Annotated in this window: 16 protein-coding genes; 10 read left to right on the top strand and 6 right to left on the bottom strand. The window is 68.8% G+C overall.

Annotated features, from left to right (window positions below):
- Positions 1 to 42 precede the first annotated feature (42 nt).
- The gene (gene madM, locus C4B30_RS08690) at positions 43 to 810 is read right to left on the bottom strand and encodes a malonate transporter subunit MadM (RefSeq protein ID WP_105132376.1); all 768 of its coding nucleotides are present in this window, start codon (positions 808 to 810) and stop codon (positions 43 to 45) included.
- A gap of 11 nt (positions 811 to 821) precedes the next feature.
- Entirely contained in the window at positions 822 to 1,217 is a 396-nt protein-coding gene (madL, locus tag C4B30_RS08685) for a malonate transporter subunit MadL (protein ID WP_006485307.1), read from the bottom strand.
- A gap of 329 nt (positions 1,218 to 1,546) precedes the next feature.
- Here madL and C4B30_RS08680 point away from each other — a divergent pair, with 329 nt between their 5' ends.
- Positions 1,547 to 2,395: a LysR substrate-binding domain-containing protein gene (locus C4B30_RS08680; protein WP_027784055.1), complete on the top strand. Its 849-nt coding sequence runs from the start codon at positions 1,547 to 1,549 to the stop codon at positions 2,393 to 2,395.
- A 161-nt stretch (positions 2,396 to 2,556) separates the two neighbouring features.
- On the top strand, positions 2,557 to 2,838 hold the full coding sequence (locus C4B30_RS08675) for a DUF4148 domain-containing protein (protein ID WP_027784054.1): 282 nt from the start codon (positions 2,557 to 2,559) through the stop codon (positions 2,836 to 2,838).
- A gap of 33 nt (positions 2,839 to 2,871) precedes the next feature.
- Here C4B30_RS08675 and C4B30_RS08670 read toward each other — a convergent pair whose 3' ends face one another.
- Positions 2,872 to 3,789 carry a 3-hydroxyacyl-CoA dehydrogenase NAD-binding domain-containing protein gene (locus C4B30_RS08670; protein ID WP_027784053.1) on the bottom strand — a complete coding sequence of 306 codons (918 nt, stop codon included), beginning with the start codon at positions 3,787 to 3,789 and terminating at the stop codon, positions 2,872 to 2,874.
- 246 nt (positions 3,790 to 4,035) lie between these two features.
- On the opposite strand from C4B30_RS08670, the gene C4B30_RS08665 reads away from it, so the two are divergent.
- Both C4B30_RS08665 and C4B30_RS08660 read left to right on the top strand, forming a co-directional pair.
- On the top strand, positions 4,036 to 4,473 hold the full coding sequence (locus tag C4B30_RS08665; protein WP_027784052.1) for an Hsp20/alpha crystallin family protein: 438 nt from the start codon (positions 4,036 to 4,038) through the stop codon (positions 4,471 to 4,473).
- A gap of 16 nt (positions 4,474 to 4,489) precedes the next feature.
- Complete coding sequence (locus tag C4B30_RS08660; RefSeq protein ID WP_027784051.1) at positions 4,490 to 4,900, top strand: Hsp20/alpha crystallin family protein; 411 nt, start codon at positions 4,490 to 4,492, stop codon at positions 4,898 to 4,900.
- 112 nt (positions 4,901 to 5,012) lie between these two features.
- Here C4B30_RS08660 and C4B30_RS08655 read toward each other — a convergent pair whose 3' ends face one another.
- Positions 5,013 to 5,315 (bottom strand): TFIIB-type zinc ribbon-containing protein, encoded by a 303-nt coding sequence (locus C4B30_RS08655; protein ID WP_027784050.1) that lies wholly within the window; start codon positions 5,313 to 5,315, stop codon positions 5,013 to 5,015.
- A 90-nt stretch (positions 5,316 to 5,405) separates the two neighbouring features.
- The gene (locus C4B30_RS08650; protein WP_027784049.1) at positions 5,406 to 6,161 is read right to left on the bottom strand and encodes a TerC family protein; all 756 of its coding nucleotides are present in this window, start codon (positions 6,159 to 6,161) and stop codon (positions 5,406 to 5,408) included.
- A 110-nt stretch (positions 6,162 to 6,271) separates the two neighbouring features.
- Between C4B30_RS08650 and C4B30_RS08645 the strand changes: the two genes are divergently transcribed.
- Entirely contained in the window at positions 6,272 to 7,165 is an 894-nt protein-coding gene (locus tag C4B30_RS08645; protein ID WP_027784048.1) for a LysR family transcriptional regulator, read from the top strand.
- A gap of 114 nt (positions 7,166 to 7,279) precedes the next feature.
- The gene (locus C4B30_RS08640) at positions 7,280 to 8,443 is read left to right on the top strand and encodes a DUF2242 domain-containing protein (RefSeq protein ID WP_105132375.1); all 1,164 of its coding nucleotides are present in this window, start codon (positions 7,280 to 7,282) and stop codon (positions 8,441 to 8,443) included.
- Positions 8,444 to 8,708: 265 nt separating this feature from the next.
- On the opposite strand, the gene C4B30_RS08635 is transcribed toward C4B30_RS08640, so the two are convergent.
- The gene (locus C4B30_RS08635) at positions 8,709 to 9,629 is read right to left on the bottom strand and encodes a pyridoxal-phosphate dependent enzyme (protein WP_027784046.1); all 921 of its coding nucleotides are present in this window, start codon (positions 9,627 to 9,629) and stop codon (positions 8,709 to 8,711) included.
- Positions 9,630 to 9,790: 161 nt separating this feature from the next.
- Here C4B30_RS08635 and C4B30_RS08630 point away from each other — a divergent pair, with 161 nt between their 5' ends.
- From C4B30_RS08630 to C4B30_RS08615, 4 genes are all read left to right on the top strand, one after another.
- Positions 9,791 to 10,702: a LysR family transcriptional regulator gene (locus C4B30_RS08630; RefSeq protein WP_105132374.1), complete on the top strand. Its 912-nt coding sequence runs from the start codon at positions 9,791 to 9,793 to the stop codon at positions 10,700 to 10,702.
- A gap of 747 nt (positions 10,703 to 11,449) precedes the next feature.
- Positions 11,450 to 12,649 carry an MFS transporter gene (locus tag C4B30_RS08625; protein WP_105132373.1) on the top strand — a complete coding sequence of 400 codons (1,200 nt, stop codon included), beginning with the start codon at positions 11,450 to 11,452 and terminating at the stop codon, positions 12,647 to 12,649.
- 533 nt (positions 12,650 to 13,182) lie between these two features.
- A complete protein-coding gene (locus tag C4B30_RS08620; RefSeq protein ID WP_234015421.1) occupies positions 13,183 to 13,695 on the top strand; it encodes a Csu type fimbrial protein in 513 nt (170 codons plus the stop codon).
- Between the two features lie 15 nt (positions 13,696 to 13,710).
- Entirely contained in the window at positions 13,711 to 14,430 is a 720-nt protein-coding gene (locus C4B30_RS08615; RefSeq protein ID WP_027784043.1) for a fimbrial biogenesis chaperone, read from the top strand.
- The last annotated feature ends 56 nt before the right edge of the window (positions 14,431 to 14,486 follow it).

The following is a 14,486-nucleotide window of genomic DNA, read 5'->3' as shown; positions in this document are numbered from 1 at the left end:
GGAAAGGCACGTTCGCAAGCCCGTTATCAGCGTGAACAGGCCCTAGGCACCGACCAGCGCGCGCGTCGTGAAGAACAGCAGCGAGGGACCGAGCAGGCAGCCGACGCCGGTATGGAACGTCGCGACCAGCGCGCCGTACGGGACGAGCCGGCGGTCGGTCGCGGCGAGCCCCGCGCTCACGCCGCTGACGGTGCCGGCCAGCCCGCCGAAGATCATCGCGGAGCGCGGCGTCTTCAGGCCCATGAAGTTGGCCGCGACCGGCGTGCCGACCATCACGATGATCGCCTTGACGAGCCCCGTCGCGACGCTGAGCGCGATCACGTCGGAGCTCGCGCCGATCGCCGCACCCGTGACGGGCCCGACGATGTAGGTGACGGCGCCCGCGCCGATGGTCGTCATGCTGACCGCGTCGGTATAGCCGAACGCGCGCGCGATGCACGCACCGACGATGAACGGCAGCACGGTGCCGAGCAGCAGCGACACGACGCCGACGAGCCCGGCCTTGCGCGCCTCGGTGGGCTGCACTTCGAACGCGGTCGCGACGATCGCGAAATCGCGCAGCATCGCGCCGCCCATCAGGCCGATGCCGGCGAACAGCTTGACGTCGGCCAACCCCTTCTCGCCACCGGTGAATGCGCCGCCGACGTACGCGAGCACGAGACCGATGACGATCGCGATCGCCGAGCCGTGCACGCGGCCGAACGTGAGCTTGCGCGACGCGATCGACGACAGCCACATGATCAGGCCGACCAGCGCGAACGACGCGACGAGCCCGTTGTGGGCGACGGTTTTTTCGAGCATTTGCAGCATGGCGGCCTCCGTTATTGTTCTTCGAATTGCGGCACGCCCGCGAAGGCCGTGTCGTCGCGCCCCGTGCGAGCGAGTACCGCGATGCAGCATGCGCAGATCGCGACCGCGCCGACGGCGGCCAGCAGCGCGACCGGGCCGCCCTTCAGCGCGGCGACGACGTTCTGGTTCGCGGCCATCGCGACGACGACCGGGATGTACATCGCGCCCCAGAAACCGACGCCGGCCTCGGTCTCCTTCGGCAGCCAGCCGCGCCGGTGCAGCCACAGGCGCAGGCAGATCAGCAGCAGCATCGCGATGCCGACGCCGCCGACGTTGGTCTTCACGCCGATCGCACTGCCGAGCAGGTCGCCGAGAAACAGTCCGGCCAGGTGGCAGAACGCCAGCAGCGCGGTTCCGTAGATGATCATGAGTCGTCTCCAGTCTCTTCGTGACGGGCGCCTGACGCGTGCGGGAGCCAGGCCCGCACGCCGAACCCGGGCGGACTGCGTGTCTCCTGCGGCGGTGCGCCGCGGCCCGGCGGCTCGTCGTGCGAGCGCGTTCTCGGGGTCGATGGGATGATGCGGTTTCGGGCCGGACGCCGGATGGCTTAGACTGACCGATGCAACCGGCGGCGCGACACGGGCTACGCGTCCGGTGCCCCTCGTTCGCGGAGGCCGCACTGGCGCGTGATCCGATACTAGCGCCGCAAAATCCGGCCATTTATGAAGTTGTCGAAATCGATTCAGTGGATTTAGCAATGCGTCCGTTACCGCCCGAGTTGCTGCGCAGCTTCGTCGCCGTCGCCCAGTCCGGCAGCTTCACCGCCGCGTCCGAGCGCGTGAACCTGTCGCAGTCGACCGTCAGCCAGCATATCCGCCGCCTGGAGGAGCTGCTCGACCGGCCGCTGTTCGAGCGCGACACGCGCAACGTGCGCCTGTCGCAGCACGGCGACGCGCTGTTCCGCTACGCGGTGCGCATCCTCGAACTGATGGACGAGGCCGTCACGTCGGTATGCGGGCCGCCGCTGTCGGGCAAGGTGCGGCTCGCGATGTCGGAGGATTTCGCGTCGGCGCACCTGACGGCCGCGCTCGCGAGCTTCGTGCAGCGCAACCCGGACGTCGAACTCGCGATCTCGACCGGGCTGTCGGGCGATCTGTTCGATGCGCTGGACGAAGGCCGGCACGATCTCGTGTTCGCGAAACGCATTGCCGGCAGCCGGCGCGGCCGCGTGATCCGCAGCGAACCGCTGTACTGGTGCACCGGCCCCGATTCCCGGATCACCGGCCACGAAGCCGTGCTGCCCCTCGCGATGCATCCGGAACCGAGCGTGTCGCGCCGCCGCGTGCTCGAATCGCTGGAGGCCGTCGGACGCCCTTACCGGATCGCCGTCGTGAGCAGCAGCATCGCCGTGTTGCGTGCGGCCGCGAGCGCGGGGCTCGGCGTCAGCGCATTTGCCGGCTACGTGATCCCGGCCGGGCTCGCGCGGCTCGAGGCGGGGCTGCCGGAACTCGGCGAACTCGAATACGTGATCGATCGGCCGGCGGCCGCGTCGCGCTCGACGCTCGCGCTGGAAGCCACGCTGATCGCGGCGGCAGCCGAGTTGTAACGGCGTCGCGCGCAGTGCGCGCGGTCGCGCCCGTACCTGACGGCTTTGCCCGGCACGCGTCATCGTCCGCGCAGCACCCGCTCGCGACAATGGGACCCATCGGAACGCGCCGCGCATCGCCGCGCGCCTCCGGTACCCCGTCCCCTTGATCGGAGCCCGCCATGAAGAACGTCCTGCGATTCGCCGTCGCGACCGCTGCAGCCGTGCTGCTGTCCCCCGCCTTTGCCCAGACCGACGCGTCGGCCCCCGCACAGGGCCTGACACGCGCGGAAGTCGTCGACCAGCTCAGGCAGGCCTATCTCGACGGCGAACTGCCGACGAACGACGGCAACTACCCGCCGAACGCCGCGACCCGCGCGCGCAACCGCGAACTCGTGCAGGCCGTGAACCCCGCGTGGCTGGCCCATGTGCCGCCCGCCGGCCAGGCGACGTCGCAGCAGTGAGCGGCGCCGCCGCCGCGCGCGATCGGATCGGGATCAGGGCAGGAAACTGCGGCGCCGCGCGTCGATCAGTTCGACGAGCAACCGGTCGCGCTCCGCCGCAAGTTCCTGCATCGAGCGCTCGCCCTGGATCGCGCGCAACTCGTCGTTCAGCTTGCGATCGACTTCCGGATCGAACGACGGCGTGCCGAGGTCGTCCCACCAGCTCGTGATCGGCCCCGACAGGTGTTCGAGAAAGTGCGCGATCCCGCCCGCGCCGCCGCCGAGGTGATAGGTCAGGCACTGCCCCATCAGCCCCCAGCGCAAGCCGGGGCCCCACGCGACGGCCTTGTCCGCATCGGCGACGCTCACGACGCCTTCGCCGACGAGGTGATACACCTCGCGAAACAGCGCGGCCGCGAGCCGATTCGCGACGTGGCCGGTCATCTCCTTGTTCAGGACGATCGTCTGCTTGCCGAGCCCGTCGTAGAAATGCTTCACGCGCGCGATCACGTCCTGGTCGGTCGCGTCGCCGCCGACCAGTTCGACGAGCGGGATCAGGTGCGGCGGATTGAACGGATGCGCGATCAGGCAGCGCTCCGGATGCTTCGCGCACGCGGTCTGGATATCGGACATCTTCAGGCCCGACGAACTCGACGCGATCGGCACGTGCGCGGGCAACACGTCGTCCATCTGGCGATAGAGCGCGCGCTTCAGGTCGAGTCGCTCGGGGCCGTTCTCCTGCACGAAGTCGACGCCGTCCAGCGCGCGCACGAGATCGGCGTCGAACGACAGCCGCGCGGCAAGTTCGGCGGCCCGTTCGCCGAGAAACGCGGCGAGCGCGTCGCGCAGCCGCGCATCGGCCTGCGGGGCCGGGTCGGTGGCGACGACGTCGAAGCCCTGCGTCAGGTAGAAAGCGGCCCAGCTCGCGCCGATCACGCCGGCGCCGACGATCGCGATACGTCGAATGTCCATGGTTGTCCCGTGTGGTTGGTCTGCGGATATGCCGCGGCGATTGTCGCATCGAATCCCGCGCGCATGCGTCGATGCAGATTGCGCGATCCCTCTTGAAATGCGTGGCGGCGACCACTAATTAAGCGTCGTCGGGCAGTGACTCACGCAACACACCGCCCCCGTATCGACCCAGTGGAGCCACCCGTCGCGCCCGCCGCAGGCGTCGCGCCGTCACGTCTCCCGCGTTCCCTGTTCAGGAGGACCAACATGAGCGGTATCCATCACGGCTATGACCTGTTCGACGAATTCGCCCGCGTGCAACGGCAGGTGGCGAGCCTGCTCGGCGAACGCCCATCCGGCATCCGGGCGGGGCGCCCCGGCGCCTTTCCCGCACTCAACGTCGGCGCCACCGACGATGCGATCGAGATCGTCGCATTCGCGCCCGGCATGGCCGCGACCGACTTCGACGTATCGATCGACAAGGATCTGCTGACGATCAGCGGCGAGCGCAAACCGGCGCCGCGCGAAGGCGACGACGTGCGCACGTATGCGCAGGAGCGCTTTCACGGCGCGTTCCGCCGCGTGGTCGAATTGCCGCGCGATGCGGACCCCGATCAGGTCAGCGCCCGTTACGAAAACGGCTGCCTGCTGATTCGCGTCGGGCGGCGCGAAGCATCGAAGCCGCGTGCGATCACCATTCAGTAACCTTCAGGATACCGACATGAACACGAATCCGACCCTGGCCGAACGCCATCCGAGCACCGTTCACGCTGCCGCCGCCGAAGCCGCCCGCCGGCCGGCGATCACCCCGTCCGTCGACATCGTCGAGGACCGGAGCGGCGTCACGCTGCGCGCCGACCTGCCCGGCGTGCCGCGCGAGAACCTCGACGTGAAGGTGCACGACAATACGCTGACGATCGAAGCCGCGACGCACATCGACACGCCGGACGACCTGCGCATCCGGCACGCTGAAGTGCGCGCGACGCGCTATGCGCGATCCTTCGTGCTGAGCGCCGACCTCGACACGTCGCGGATCGACGCGAACCTGCGCGACGGCGTGCTGACGCTGACGATTCCGCGCCGCGAGGAAATGCGTCCGCGCCGCATCGACGTGACGGCCGGCAATGCGTAAATGTCGATGCGCGTCCTGACGCGACGCGCATGAAAAAGCCCCGCACCGGCGCGCTGCCGGGCGGGGCTTTCTTGCATCGGGCCGCGCGCATTCAGGCGCGCAGACTGCAGGTTCAATCGAAATCGAACAGGTCGAACACCGACTTCTTGCGACGCTGGCCGTCGTGCCGGTAACGCTCGTCGTGCGAGCGGCCGTCGCGCCCCCAACCGTCGTCGCGGCCGCGCGGCGCGGGCGCATCGCGTTGCGCCGGTGCGGGGTCGCGGCGAGCCGGCGCGTCGCCGGTTTCGCGGGCGATCAGTTTGTCGAGTTCGCCGCGATCGAGCCACACGCCGCGGCAGGTCGGACAGTAGTCGATCTCGATCGACTGGCGCTCGGCCATCAGCAGGTCGGGCGTCTTGCAGACAGGACATTTCATCGCATTGCTCCTTTCCGTTCGAATTTCATTCGGATTCCACATGAGGCGCGCGAGCCGGCCGCCGCTGCGGCCGGCGTCACGCGTGCCGCATCAGTCGCGTGCCACGTGCGCCGCTCGCTTCGCCTTCGCGCGCCGCGCCAGCATGTTCATGCCCTCGACGAACGCCGAGAACGCCATCGCCGCATAGATGTAACCCTTCGGCACGTGCGAACCGAACCCTTCGGCGATCAGCGTCATGCCGATCACGACCAGGAACGACAGCGCGAGCATCACGATCGTCGGGTTGCGGTCGATGAAGCGTGCGAGCGGCTGCGCGGCGAACAGCATCACGGTCACGGCGACGATCACGGCGACGAACATGATCGGGATGTGTTCGGTCATGCCGATCGCGGTCACGATGCTGTCGATCGAGAACACGATGTCGAGCATCACGATCTGGCCGATCGCGGCCCACACCGTCAGGCCGGCCGCGCCGGCGGCCCCGCCCGCGCCGTCGCCGTCGTGCGCCACGTGGTGATGGATCTCGGTGGTCGCCTTCCACACGAGGAACAGGCCGCCCGCCAGCAGGATCATGTCGCGCCACGAGAATGCATGGTCGAACAGCGTGAACACGGGTTCGGTCAGGCTCGCGATCCACGCGACGCTTCCGAGCAACGCGAGGCGCATCACCAGCGCGAGCGCGATGCCGAGGCGCTGGGTACGCGCGCGCTGCGCTTCGGGCAGCTTGTTGCTGAGGATCGAGATGAAGATCAGGTTGTCGATGCCGAGCACGACTTCCATCACGACGAGCGTCAGAAGCGCGGCCCAGACGGCAGGGTCGGCGGCAAGCGTCAGCAGGTAGTCCATGGGATGGGCCGATACGAAAGTGGAAAGCCAGATGATATGCCGCCCCATACTTCGAAAAAATCAGAGAGAATCTGACTTTAGGTTCGGTTTTTACGATATATCCCACTCCGATGCTGAATTTTCGACATCTGTACTATTTCTGGGTCGTCGTGAAGGAAGGCGGTTTCGCGCGGGCGGCCGGCCGGCTCGACATGGCCGTGCAGACGATCAGCGCCCAGGTGCGCGAGCTCGAGAAATCGCTCGGGCACCAGTTGCTGCGACCGGCCGGACGCGGCGTGACGATGACCGACGCCGGGCAGGCCGCCTTCGCACGCGCGGAAGTCATCTTCGAGATGGGCCGGCTGATCCCCGACGACGTGCGCGCGGCGGCCAGCCGGCCGACCGTGCGGCTCGCGGTCGGCCTCGCGGACGGCATCTCCAAACTCGCCGCGCACGCGATCCTGGCCCCGGTGCTCGACACGCCCACGCTGCGGCTGCTGTGCCACGAGGGCGAGCACGACGCGCTGCTCGCGGAACTCGCGCTGCATCATCTGGATCTCGTGCTGGCCGGCCAAGGCGCGCCGTCCGGGTCGAACCTGCGCGTGACGAGCGAGCGCCTCGTCGCGTCGCCGGTCGACTGGTACGGGCCCGCGGCGCTCGTCACGCCGGCCGCGCGGCAGCGCTTTCCGCAGTGCCTGGCCGACCTGCCGGTGCTGCTGCCGACCGCGCATTCGGCCTTGCGCGCGCGCCTCGACGTGTGGCTGGAAAGCGAACGGATCGTGCCGCGCGTGGCCGGCGAGTTCGAGGACAGCGCGCTGATGGCCGTGTTCGCGGCGCGCGGCCTCGGCGTGTTTCCGCTGAGCGAACTCGGCGCGAACGATGCGTCGCTGCTGCGCGGGCTCAGGCGGCTCGGGCGCGCGGGCGACGTGACCGAGGAGATCCACGCGATCCGCTCGCGGCGCGGCGAACATCATCCGCTGACGTCGCGATTGCTGGCCGCGGCGCGCGGCGCGCCGGCCGTCTGAAGCGAGCGCGACATCAAACGAAACTATAATGACGCCCCGGCCATACGAGATGCGCGCGCGCCGATCCTGGCACCGCCCTTGCGCCGCCTCTCGCCGAGCCTTCTGAAAGACGCCATGCACAACCGATTTCGCCTGTTTTCCGTTTCGTGCGCGCTCGCGGCCGCGGCCGTGCTGACGGCATGCTCGTCGCCGCCCAAGCCGATCTACCAGCAGGAACAGTTCGACGCGACCAGCAGCCCGTATGCGCATACGTTCCACTCGAAAGCCGACGCAGCCTGCGAGGCCGCGCGGCGCGCCTTGCTGAGCCAGGGCTACGTGGTGTCGTCGTCGCGCAACGACGCGGTCGACGGCAGCAAGAATTTCCAGCCGAGCAACGACATGCACGTCGTGATCGAGTTTCACGTCGTGTGCGCGGATGCGAATGCGGACGGCTCGTCGAGCATCGCGTACGTGAACGCGGTGCAGGATCGCTATACGCTGAAGAAATCGAATACGTCGGCCAGCGTCGGCCTCAGCGTGTTCGGCTCGCTGTCGCTGCCGATCGGGTCGAGCGACGATGCGCTCGTCAAGACCGCGAGCGAGACGATTCCCGCCGGCGTGTTCTATGAGCGCTTCTTCAATCTCGTCGACCATTTCCTGAAGATCGACCCGGCGCGCCGCGACCGCGCGACCGTGAAGGCCGCCGAGAAGGAGCACGTCGCGCCGCTGCCCGAGCCCGCGCCGACGCCGCAGGGCGAACCACTGAAGATGACGACGCCGGTCGTGCCGACGCCGCCCGCGGCGCCGGTGCCGCTTTCGGCGCCGGGTGTCGCGCCGGGGTCGGGCGCGAATGCCGTGCCTGCTGCGGCGGCGTCGGCCGTCGCGGCACCGGCCGCGATGCGCGCTGCCGCGCCGGCGGGGGCGTCCGGGTCGGGGTCGGCTTCGGGTGCGGCGCCCGCGGCTGCGTCCGCACCTACGCCGGCTTCGGCGGCCGGTCCGGCACCCGCGTCGGCGCCCGCTCCCGCGTCGGCGCCCGTGCCGGCACCTTCGTCGACCTCCGGTTCGACGGCAGCGCCGGTCTCCGCGCCCGCGTCTGCTTCGGGTCCGGCAGCAGCGCCGACCACCGCCGCTCCGTCATCGACCGTCCCCGCGCCTTCGTCAGCGGCATCGGCACCCGCGTCGGCATCGGCGCCGTCAAGCGCATCGCCTGCGCCGGCGGCTGCCGCCGCCCCGGTCGCATCGTCCGCGTCGTCCGCGTCGTCCGCGTCGTCCACCGCGAGCGCACCAGCCGCGCACTGATTGCGCAACCGTATGCGTCGCGCGCGGCCGAATGCGCCGCAACGCGACGGTACGCCCCCCTTCCGCGTCATTCCCGGAAGCCGTTCACGCCCATGCGGCTGTACGCCGGCCGCGCGTCGCCGCGCGAGATTGACCGAAAGGCTGACGGAAAGGCAACGTCGACGCGTCGCGATTGGCCACACGCGACCCAAGCCCGCAGTCACCACACGCGACAATCGCGGGCGCCCTGCCATCTCGCGACTGCGCTGCCTGCCGGCGCCCTCGCCTACCGCAACGTCGCGTGCAGCGTCTGCAGATGCTCGACGGTGGTGGTCACGCCACCGCAGACGATCACCGCGATGTCCGCTGCCGACGCGAGCACCGGCACCGGCCGCTCCAGCGCGGCCAGCGCAGCGCCGCACGCAGGCTCGACGACGATCCTGTGTTCGTCGAGAAACCGCAGCGACGCAGCCACCGCGTCGGCATCGGACACGACGACCGGATGAATCGCGTGGCGTGTCGCCCATTCGACTGCCGCGTCGCACGGCCGCTTCGCGCCGAGCGTCGTCGCGATGCTCGCGATTGCCGCCAGTTCGACCGGACGCCCCTGCGCGAGCGAGCGCGCATAGCAGTCGGCGCCCTCCGTCTCGGCCGCGACGACCGGCACGTCGTGCCAGCCGTTGCGCGCGAGCCCTTCGAGCACGCCGCACAGCAGACCGCCGCCGCCGACCGCAAGCACGATCGCATCGGGCTTCGGGCCCACCGTCGCCATCTCGTCGATCATCGTCGCGTGGCCCTGCCACAGCGCGTGGTCGTCGAACGGATGCACGAACGCGTCGTGCTCGCCGAGCGCCGACTGCGCGAACGCATTCGCCTCCGCCCAGCTCGCGCCGTGCACCACGAGTTCCGCACCTTCGACGCGAATCAGCTCGCGCGCCCGGGCCGAGGTGCTTTCCGGCACGACGACGCGCACCGGCACGCCAAGCTCGCGGCCGCAGTACGCGACCGCGATGCCCGCGTTGCCGCCCGACGACGACACGAACCGCCGGGCCCCCGCCGCATGGCGTGCTTCGCAGACGGCGCCGATGCCGCGCAGCTTGAACGAGCCGGACGGCTGCAGCGCTTCGAGCTTCAGCCGGATGGTCCTGCCGAGCCGACGGGACGCGATCGGCGAGTGGATATAAGGGGTCGGGATATGCAGCGGCATGGGACGGAACGCAAGGAGGACGGAGGAAACGCACGCGACTCGCGACGACGCGCATGCGGCAATGACGGTCATCGTACGGCAGGCCCGTCATGCTTTCCAATACCATCGAATGGCGTTTGCTATGCTTCGCAGGCATACCCATCTACCGGACCGGACACCGCATGCGCCAGATCGAACTGCGTCACCTGCGCTACTTCGTCGCCGTCGCACAGGCCGGCAGCGTGATGGCCGGCGCCCGCGCGGCCGGCATCGTGCAGCCCGCGCTGTCGCGGCAGATCCGCGAGCTCGAGGACGCGATCGGCACGCCACTGCTGATCCGTCGCGCGACGGGCGTCACGCTCACGGCGGCCGGCACGAGCTTCCTGCACGATGCGACCGGCCTGCTCGCCATGCTGCAGGACAGCCGCGAGCGCGCGTTGCGCAGCGCGGCCGGCCAGCTCGGCGAACTGCGGCTCGGCGCGCTGCCGAACTGCCTGCCGTTGCCGGTCGTCGCGAACGTCCTCAAGGCGTTTCGCGATGCGTGCCCGGACGTAAAACTGTCGATCGCGCCGATGTTGTCGGCCGAACAGGCGAGCGCGCTGATGCGCGGCCAGCTCGACGCCGGGATCATGGCGTGGCGTCGCGAGGAAGCGCCGCACCTGACGGGCGTACGGCTGTTGAGCGACCGTTTCGTGCTGGCGATGCCCGCGCCGCCGGGCGGCCGCTTCGTCGCGCCGCGCACGCTGGCCGAAGTCGGGAACGAGCCGTTCGTCTGGTTCGATGCGCAGCGCTCGGCCGCGCACCACCGGTTCCTGATGACGCAGTGCCAGCAGGCCGGCTTCACGCCGCGCATCGCGCAGGTCGGCAGCGACATCCCGACGCTGATCGGTCTCGTCGCGGCCGGGATGGGCTGCGCGTTCGTGCCGGAAAGCGCGTCGCCGACCTGCCCGCGCACGGTCCGGCTCGTCGCGCTCGACGAACTCGCGAGCCGCTTCGACATCGAGTTCGTGTTCGACGGCGAGGCGGCGGCACCGTCGCCCGTCGTCGCGCGGTTTCTCGCGGCGGTCCGCGATGCGGCGGGCGAATCGGGCTGAACGGATGCGGACGCATCGGCGCGGTCGGACGATGCGACTTGCAGCGCCGGCTGTCGGACGGGATTCCCGTTTCCGTCATCCCGGCGTTTCCGCGGTTGTTGCGCACTAAACGACACCGTCGTGCCACCGAAAAATCTTTCAGAACGCCGACGGACGGCACCACGACATCGCAATTTTCAAATTGACACCAAAAACGGCCGTTTAACGCCGATTCGAATCGTCATGGCCCGAAATATACTGCGCCCGCATCCAACCCCTCGTGCCAAAGAGAGGATGCGTTTCCGCCCCGGCCACGGTCCCCCTGTGGTCGGGGCTTTTTTGCTGTCGGGCCTTGCAGAGAAAGGCTTTCCAGCCATTGCGCGACGCCGGCCGCAGGCGCTCGCCCATCGCCGGCCGATGCGCCCTGACAGGCCACTCGCGTGTCGTCTCACGGCCGCCGGACGAATTTGCGAGCGTCGCGCAGGACGACCACGCATCGGCCGCGAAGCGTCAGTGAGCCGCGACTATCTGCCCGAAAGCCGCGATTTCACTCATGACGGAAAGCTTTCGAACCCTCCCCGTCGTTCGCCTGTCCCGCCGAAGCACTGCTCATGGGTCGCGCCACACGTCGCCCGCGCGCTGCATTGTTGACATGAAATCAAGATAATTTCGTCCGGATGCGGCTTTTTCCGCAAAAGTAATGCAGGCACACTTCGCGCTGTCCTCAACGGCTTCGTGCCGTTGTCCCCGATTACAGGAGCTCACCGCGTGACCCCCCCGACTTCCTCCCCGTCCCGCGGCGGCGCCGCGCTGCCGCTGCTCGCGCTCGCCGCCGGCGCATTCGGCATCGGCACGACCGAGTTCTCGCCGATGGGTCTGCTGCCCGTGATCGCCGACGGCGTGCACGTGTCGATCCCGCAAGCCGGCATGCTGATCAGCGCGTATGCGATTGGCGTGATGGTCGGCGCGCCGCTGATGACACTGCTGCTCGCGCGCTGGTCGCGCCGCTCCGCGCTGATCGCGCTGATGTCGATCTTCACGATCGGCAATCTGCTCTCGGCCGTGGCACCGGACTACACGACGCTGCTGCTCGCGCGTCTCGTGACGAGTCTGAACCACGGCGCGTTCTTCGGGCTCGGCTCGGTGGTCGCGGCAAGCCTCGTGCCGCGCGAAAAGCAGGCCAGCGCGGTCGCGACGATGTTCATGGGCCTGACGATCGCGAACGTCGGCGGCGTGCCGGCCGCGACCTGGCTCGGCCACATCATCGGCTGGCGCATGTCGTTCGCGGCGACCGCGGGCCTCGGCCTGATCGCGATCGCCGGCCTGTTCGCCGCGCTGCCGAAGGGGGAAGCCGGCACGATGCCCGACCTGCGTGCCGAACTCTCCGTGCTGACGCGGCCCGTCGTGCTCGGCGCGCTCGGGACGACGGTGCTCGGCGCCGGCGCGATGTTCACGCTCTATACGTACGTCGCACCGACGCTCGAACACCTGACGGGCGCAACGCCCGGCTTCGTGACCGCGATGCTCGTGCTGATCGGCGTCGGCTTCTCGATCGGCAACATCGCGGGCGGCCGGCTGGCCGACCGCTCGCTCGACGGCACGCTGATCGGCTTCCTGTTGCTGCTGATCGCGACGATGGCCGCGTTCCCGCTGCTCGCCGCCACGCATGCGGGGGCCGGCGTCACGCTGCTGGTCTGGGGGATCGCGACGTTCGCGGTCGTGCCGCCGCTGCAGATGCGGGTGATGCGCGCGGCCCATGAGGCGCCGGGCCTCGCGTCGGCCGTCAACATCGGCGCGTTCAACCTCGGCAACGCGGTGGGCGCCGCCGCCGGCGGCGCGGCGATCTCGGCCGGGTTCGGCTACGCGGCGGTGCCGATCGTCGGCGCGCTGATCGCCGCTGCCGGACTCGCGCTCGTCATGCTGCAGGTCACGCAGCGCCGCCGCACGCCGGCCGCCGCGAATTCGTGAGCGCGGACGAGCCCGGACTGCCCGGGCTCGTTGCGCATGCATTTTTACGGCCGCGCAATGCGGCCGCTTTCTTTTTCGACCGACTATCAGAATCCCCTTTCCCAGTCAGGGAAAATCCGGAATATCCCGCTCTCCGTACGCCATTCAAATCGAATCGATTCTATCCATCCAAATGATTCACTCCATCGTTTGTAATTTAACTACGCGCATTCATTCTCCATTCTGTCTGCATTCGTCGCTGTATTCCGTGCGGATCGGAAAATCATGCCACCAGAGCCGATTAGCGTAGCTATTTCTGCATTCCCCGGAAAATATTTCATTCGGAAATTGATAATAAAATTAAACCCCGCAATATTTTCCGGCCTTATTCACCAAACCACCCGACCCATCTGTAACAAAATGAAACAGTTCCAGCTTCAAGATTGAAAGACTCAGCAATTCGGATCAGCATTTACCAGCCGTGGCATATGTATGGAGCACGGCATTAAATCCAATGAAAAACCGATCGTTGAGGAATCAGTGTGAAAGTCGCCATCGCATCCACGACATTAGCGCTCGCGCTGTCAATCGGCCTGGCAACGCCTGCTGCCGACGCCGCCACCTATTCGAACGGTACCGCGACCGCCACCTTCAACGTCACGCTGACACTCCAGCCGAACTGCACGATCGCCGCGAACCCGCTGGCCTTCGGCACCAACGGCGTGCTGGCCACCGCGATCAACCAGCAGACGACCGTCAGCGTCACCTGCACCAATACGACGCCGTACAACGTCGGCCTCGATGCCGGTTCGGTCACGGGGTCGAGCGTCGCGAGCCGCCTGATGGCCGGCACGTCGACCGGCAACACGACGACGACCGTCGGCTTCCAGCTGTACCAGGATGCCGGGCGCACGACGATCTGGGGCAATACGCAAGGCACGAACACGGTGGCCGGCACCGGCACCGGCGCCGCGCAGGCACTGACCGTCTACGGCCAGGTGCCCGCGCAGGCGACGCCGAAGCCGGACACCTATCAGACGACCGTCACCGCCACCGTCTACTTCTGACCGGCACCGCCACGCATGACCGCATTACGTCGAACGCTCGCCGCGCTGCTGTGCGCGGCCGGCGCCGCGCACGCCGCGTCGCTGCAGATTTCCCCCGTCACGATCGAATTCGGCACCGACGACACGGCCACCGGCATCACGCTGCGCAATCCGGGCGAACGCCCCGTGTACGGCCAGGTCCGCGTGTTCCGCTGGGACCAGGCCGACGGGCAAGACACGCTGACGCCCACGCAGGATCTCGTTGCGAGCCCGCCGCTAATCCAGGTCGGCACGCAGTCGGAGCAGCTGATTCGCGTCGTGCGCGCATCGCGCACGCCATCCGGCATCGAGCAGAGCTACCGGCTGCTGATCGACGAACTGCCGCAGCCCGGCGAAGCGCCGACCAACGGCGTGTCGATCCGGCTGCGCTATTCGATTCCGGTGTTCGTCGAACCGCCGACCCAGGGCGCACCGCACCTCGACTGGGCGCTCATGCGCGGCGACGGCGGCTGGGTGCTGCGCGTGCGCAACGGCGGCGCGCGCCGCGCGCAACTGGCGTCGGTCGAGCTCGTGACCGGCGACGGCCGCGCGTACCCGCTCACGCACGGGCTACTCGGCTATGCACTCGCGGGGCGCACCGGCCAGTGGAGTGTGCCGCTGCCGGCCGGCGTCACGCTCGGCGGCAAGGTCACGGTGCGGGCAGCCGTCAATTCGCAGCCGGCCAGCGCGGTCGTCGCGGTGGAGCCGCCGGGCTAGGTCGCCGGTGCACCGTCGCCCGGCCCCTTCTCCTTCGCCACGCGCCGGCACGTTCC

Source organism: Burkholderia sp. BE12 (genome assembly GCF_002959955.1).
Lineage (GTDB): Bacteria > Pseudomonadota > Gammaproteobacteria > Burkholderiales > Burkholderiaceae > Burkholderia.
This window is presented reverse-complemented; position numbering and strand designations above follow the sequence as displayed.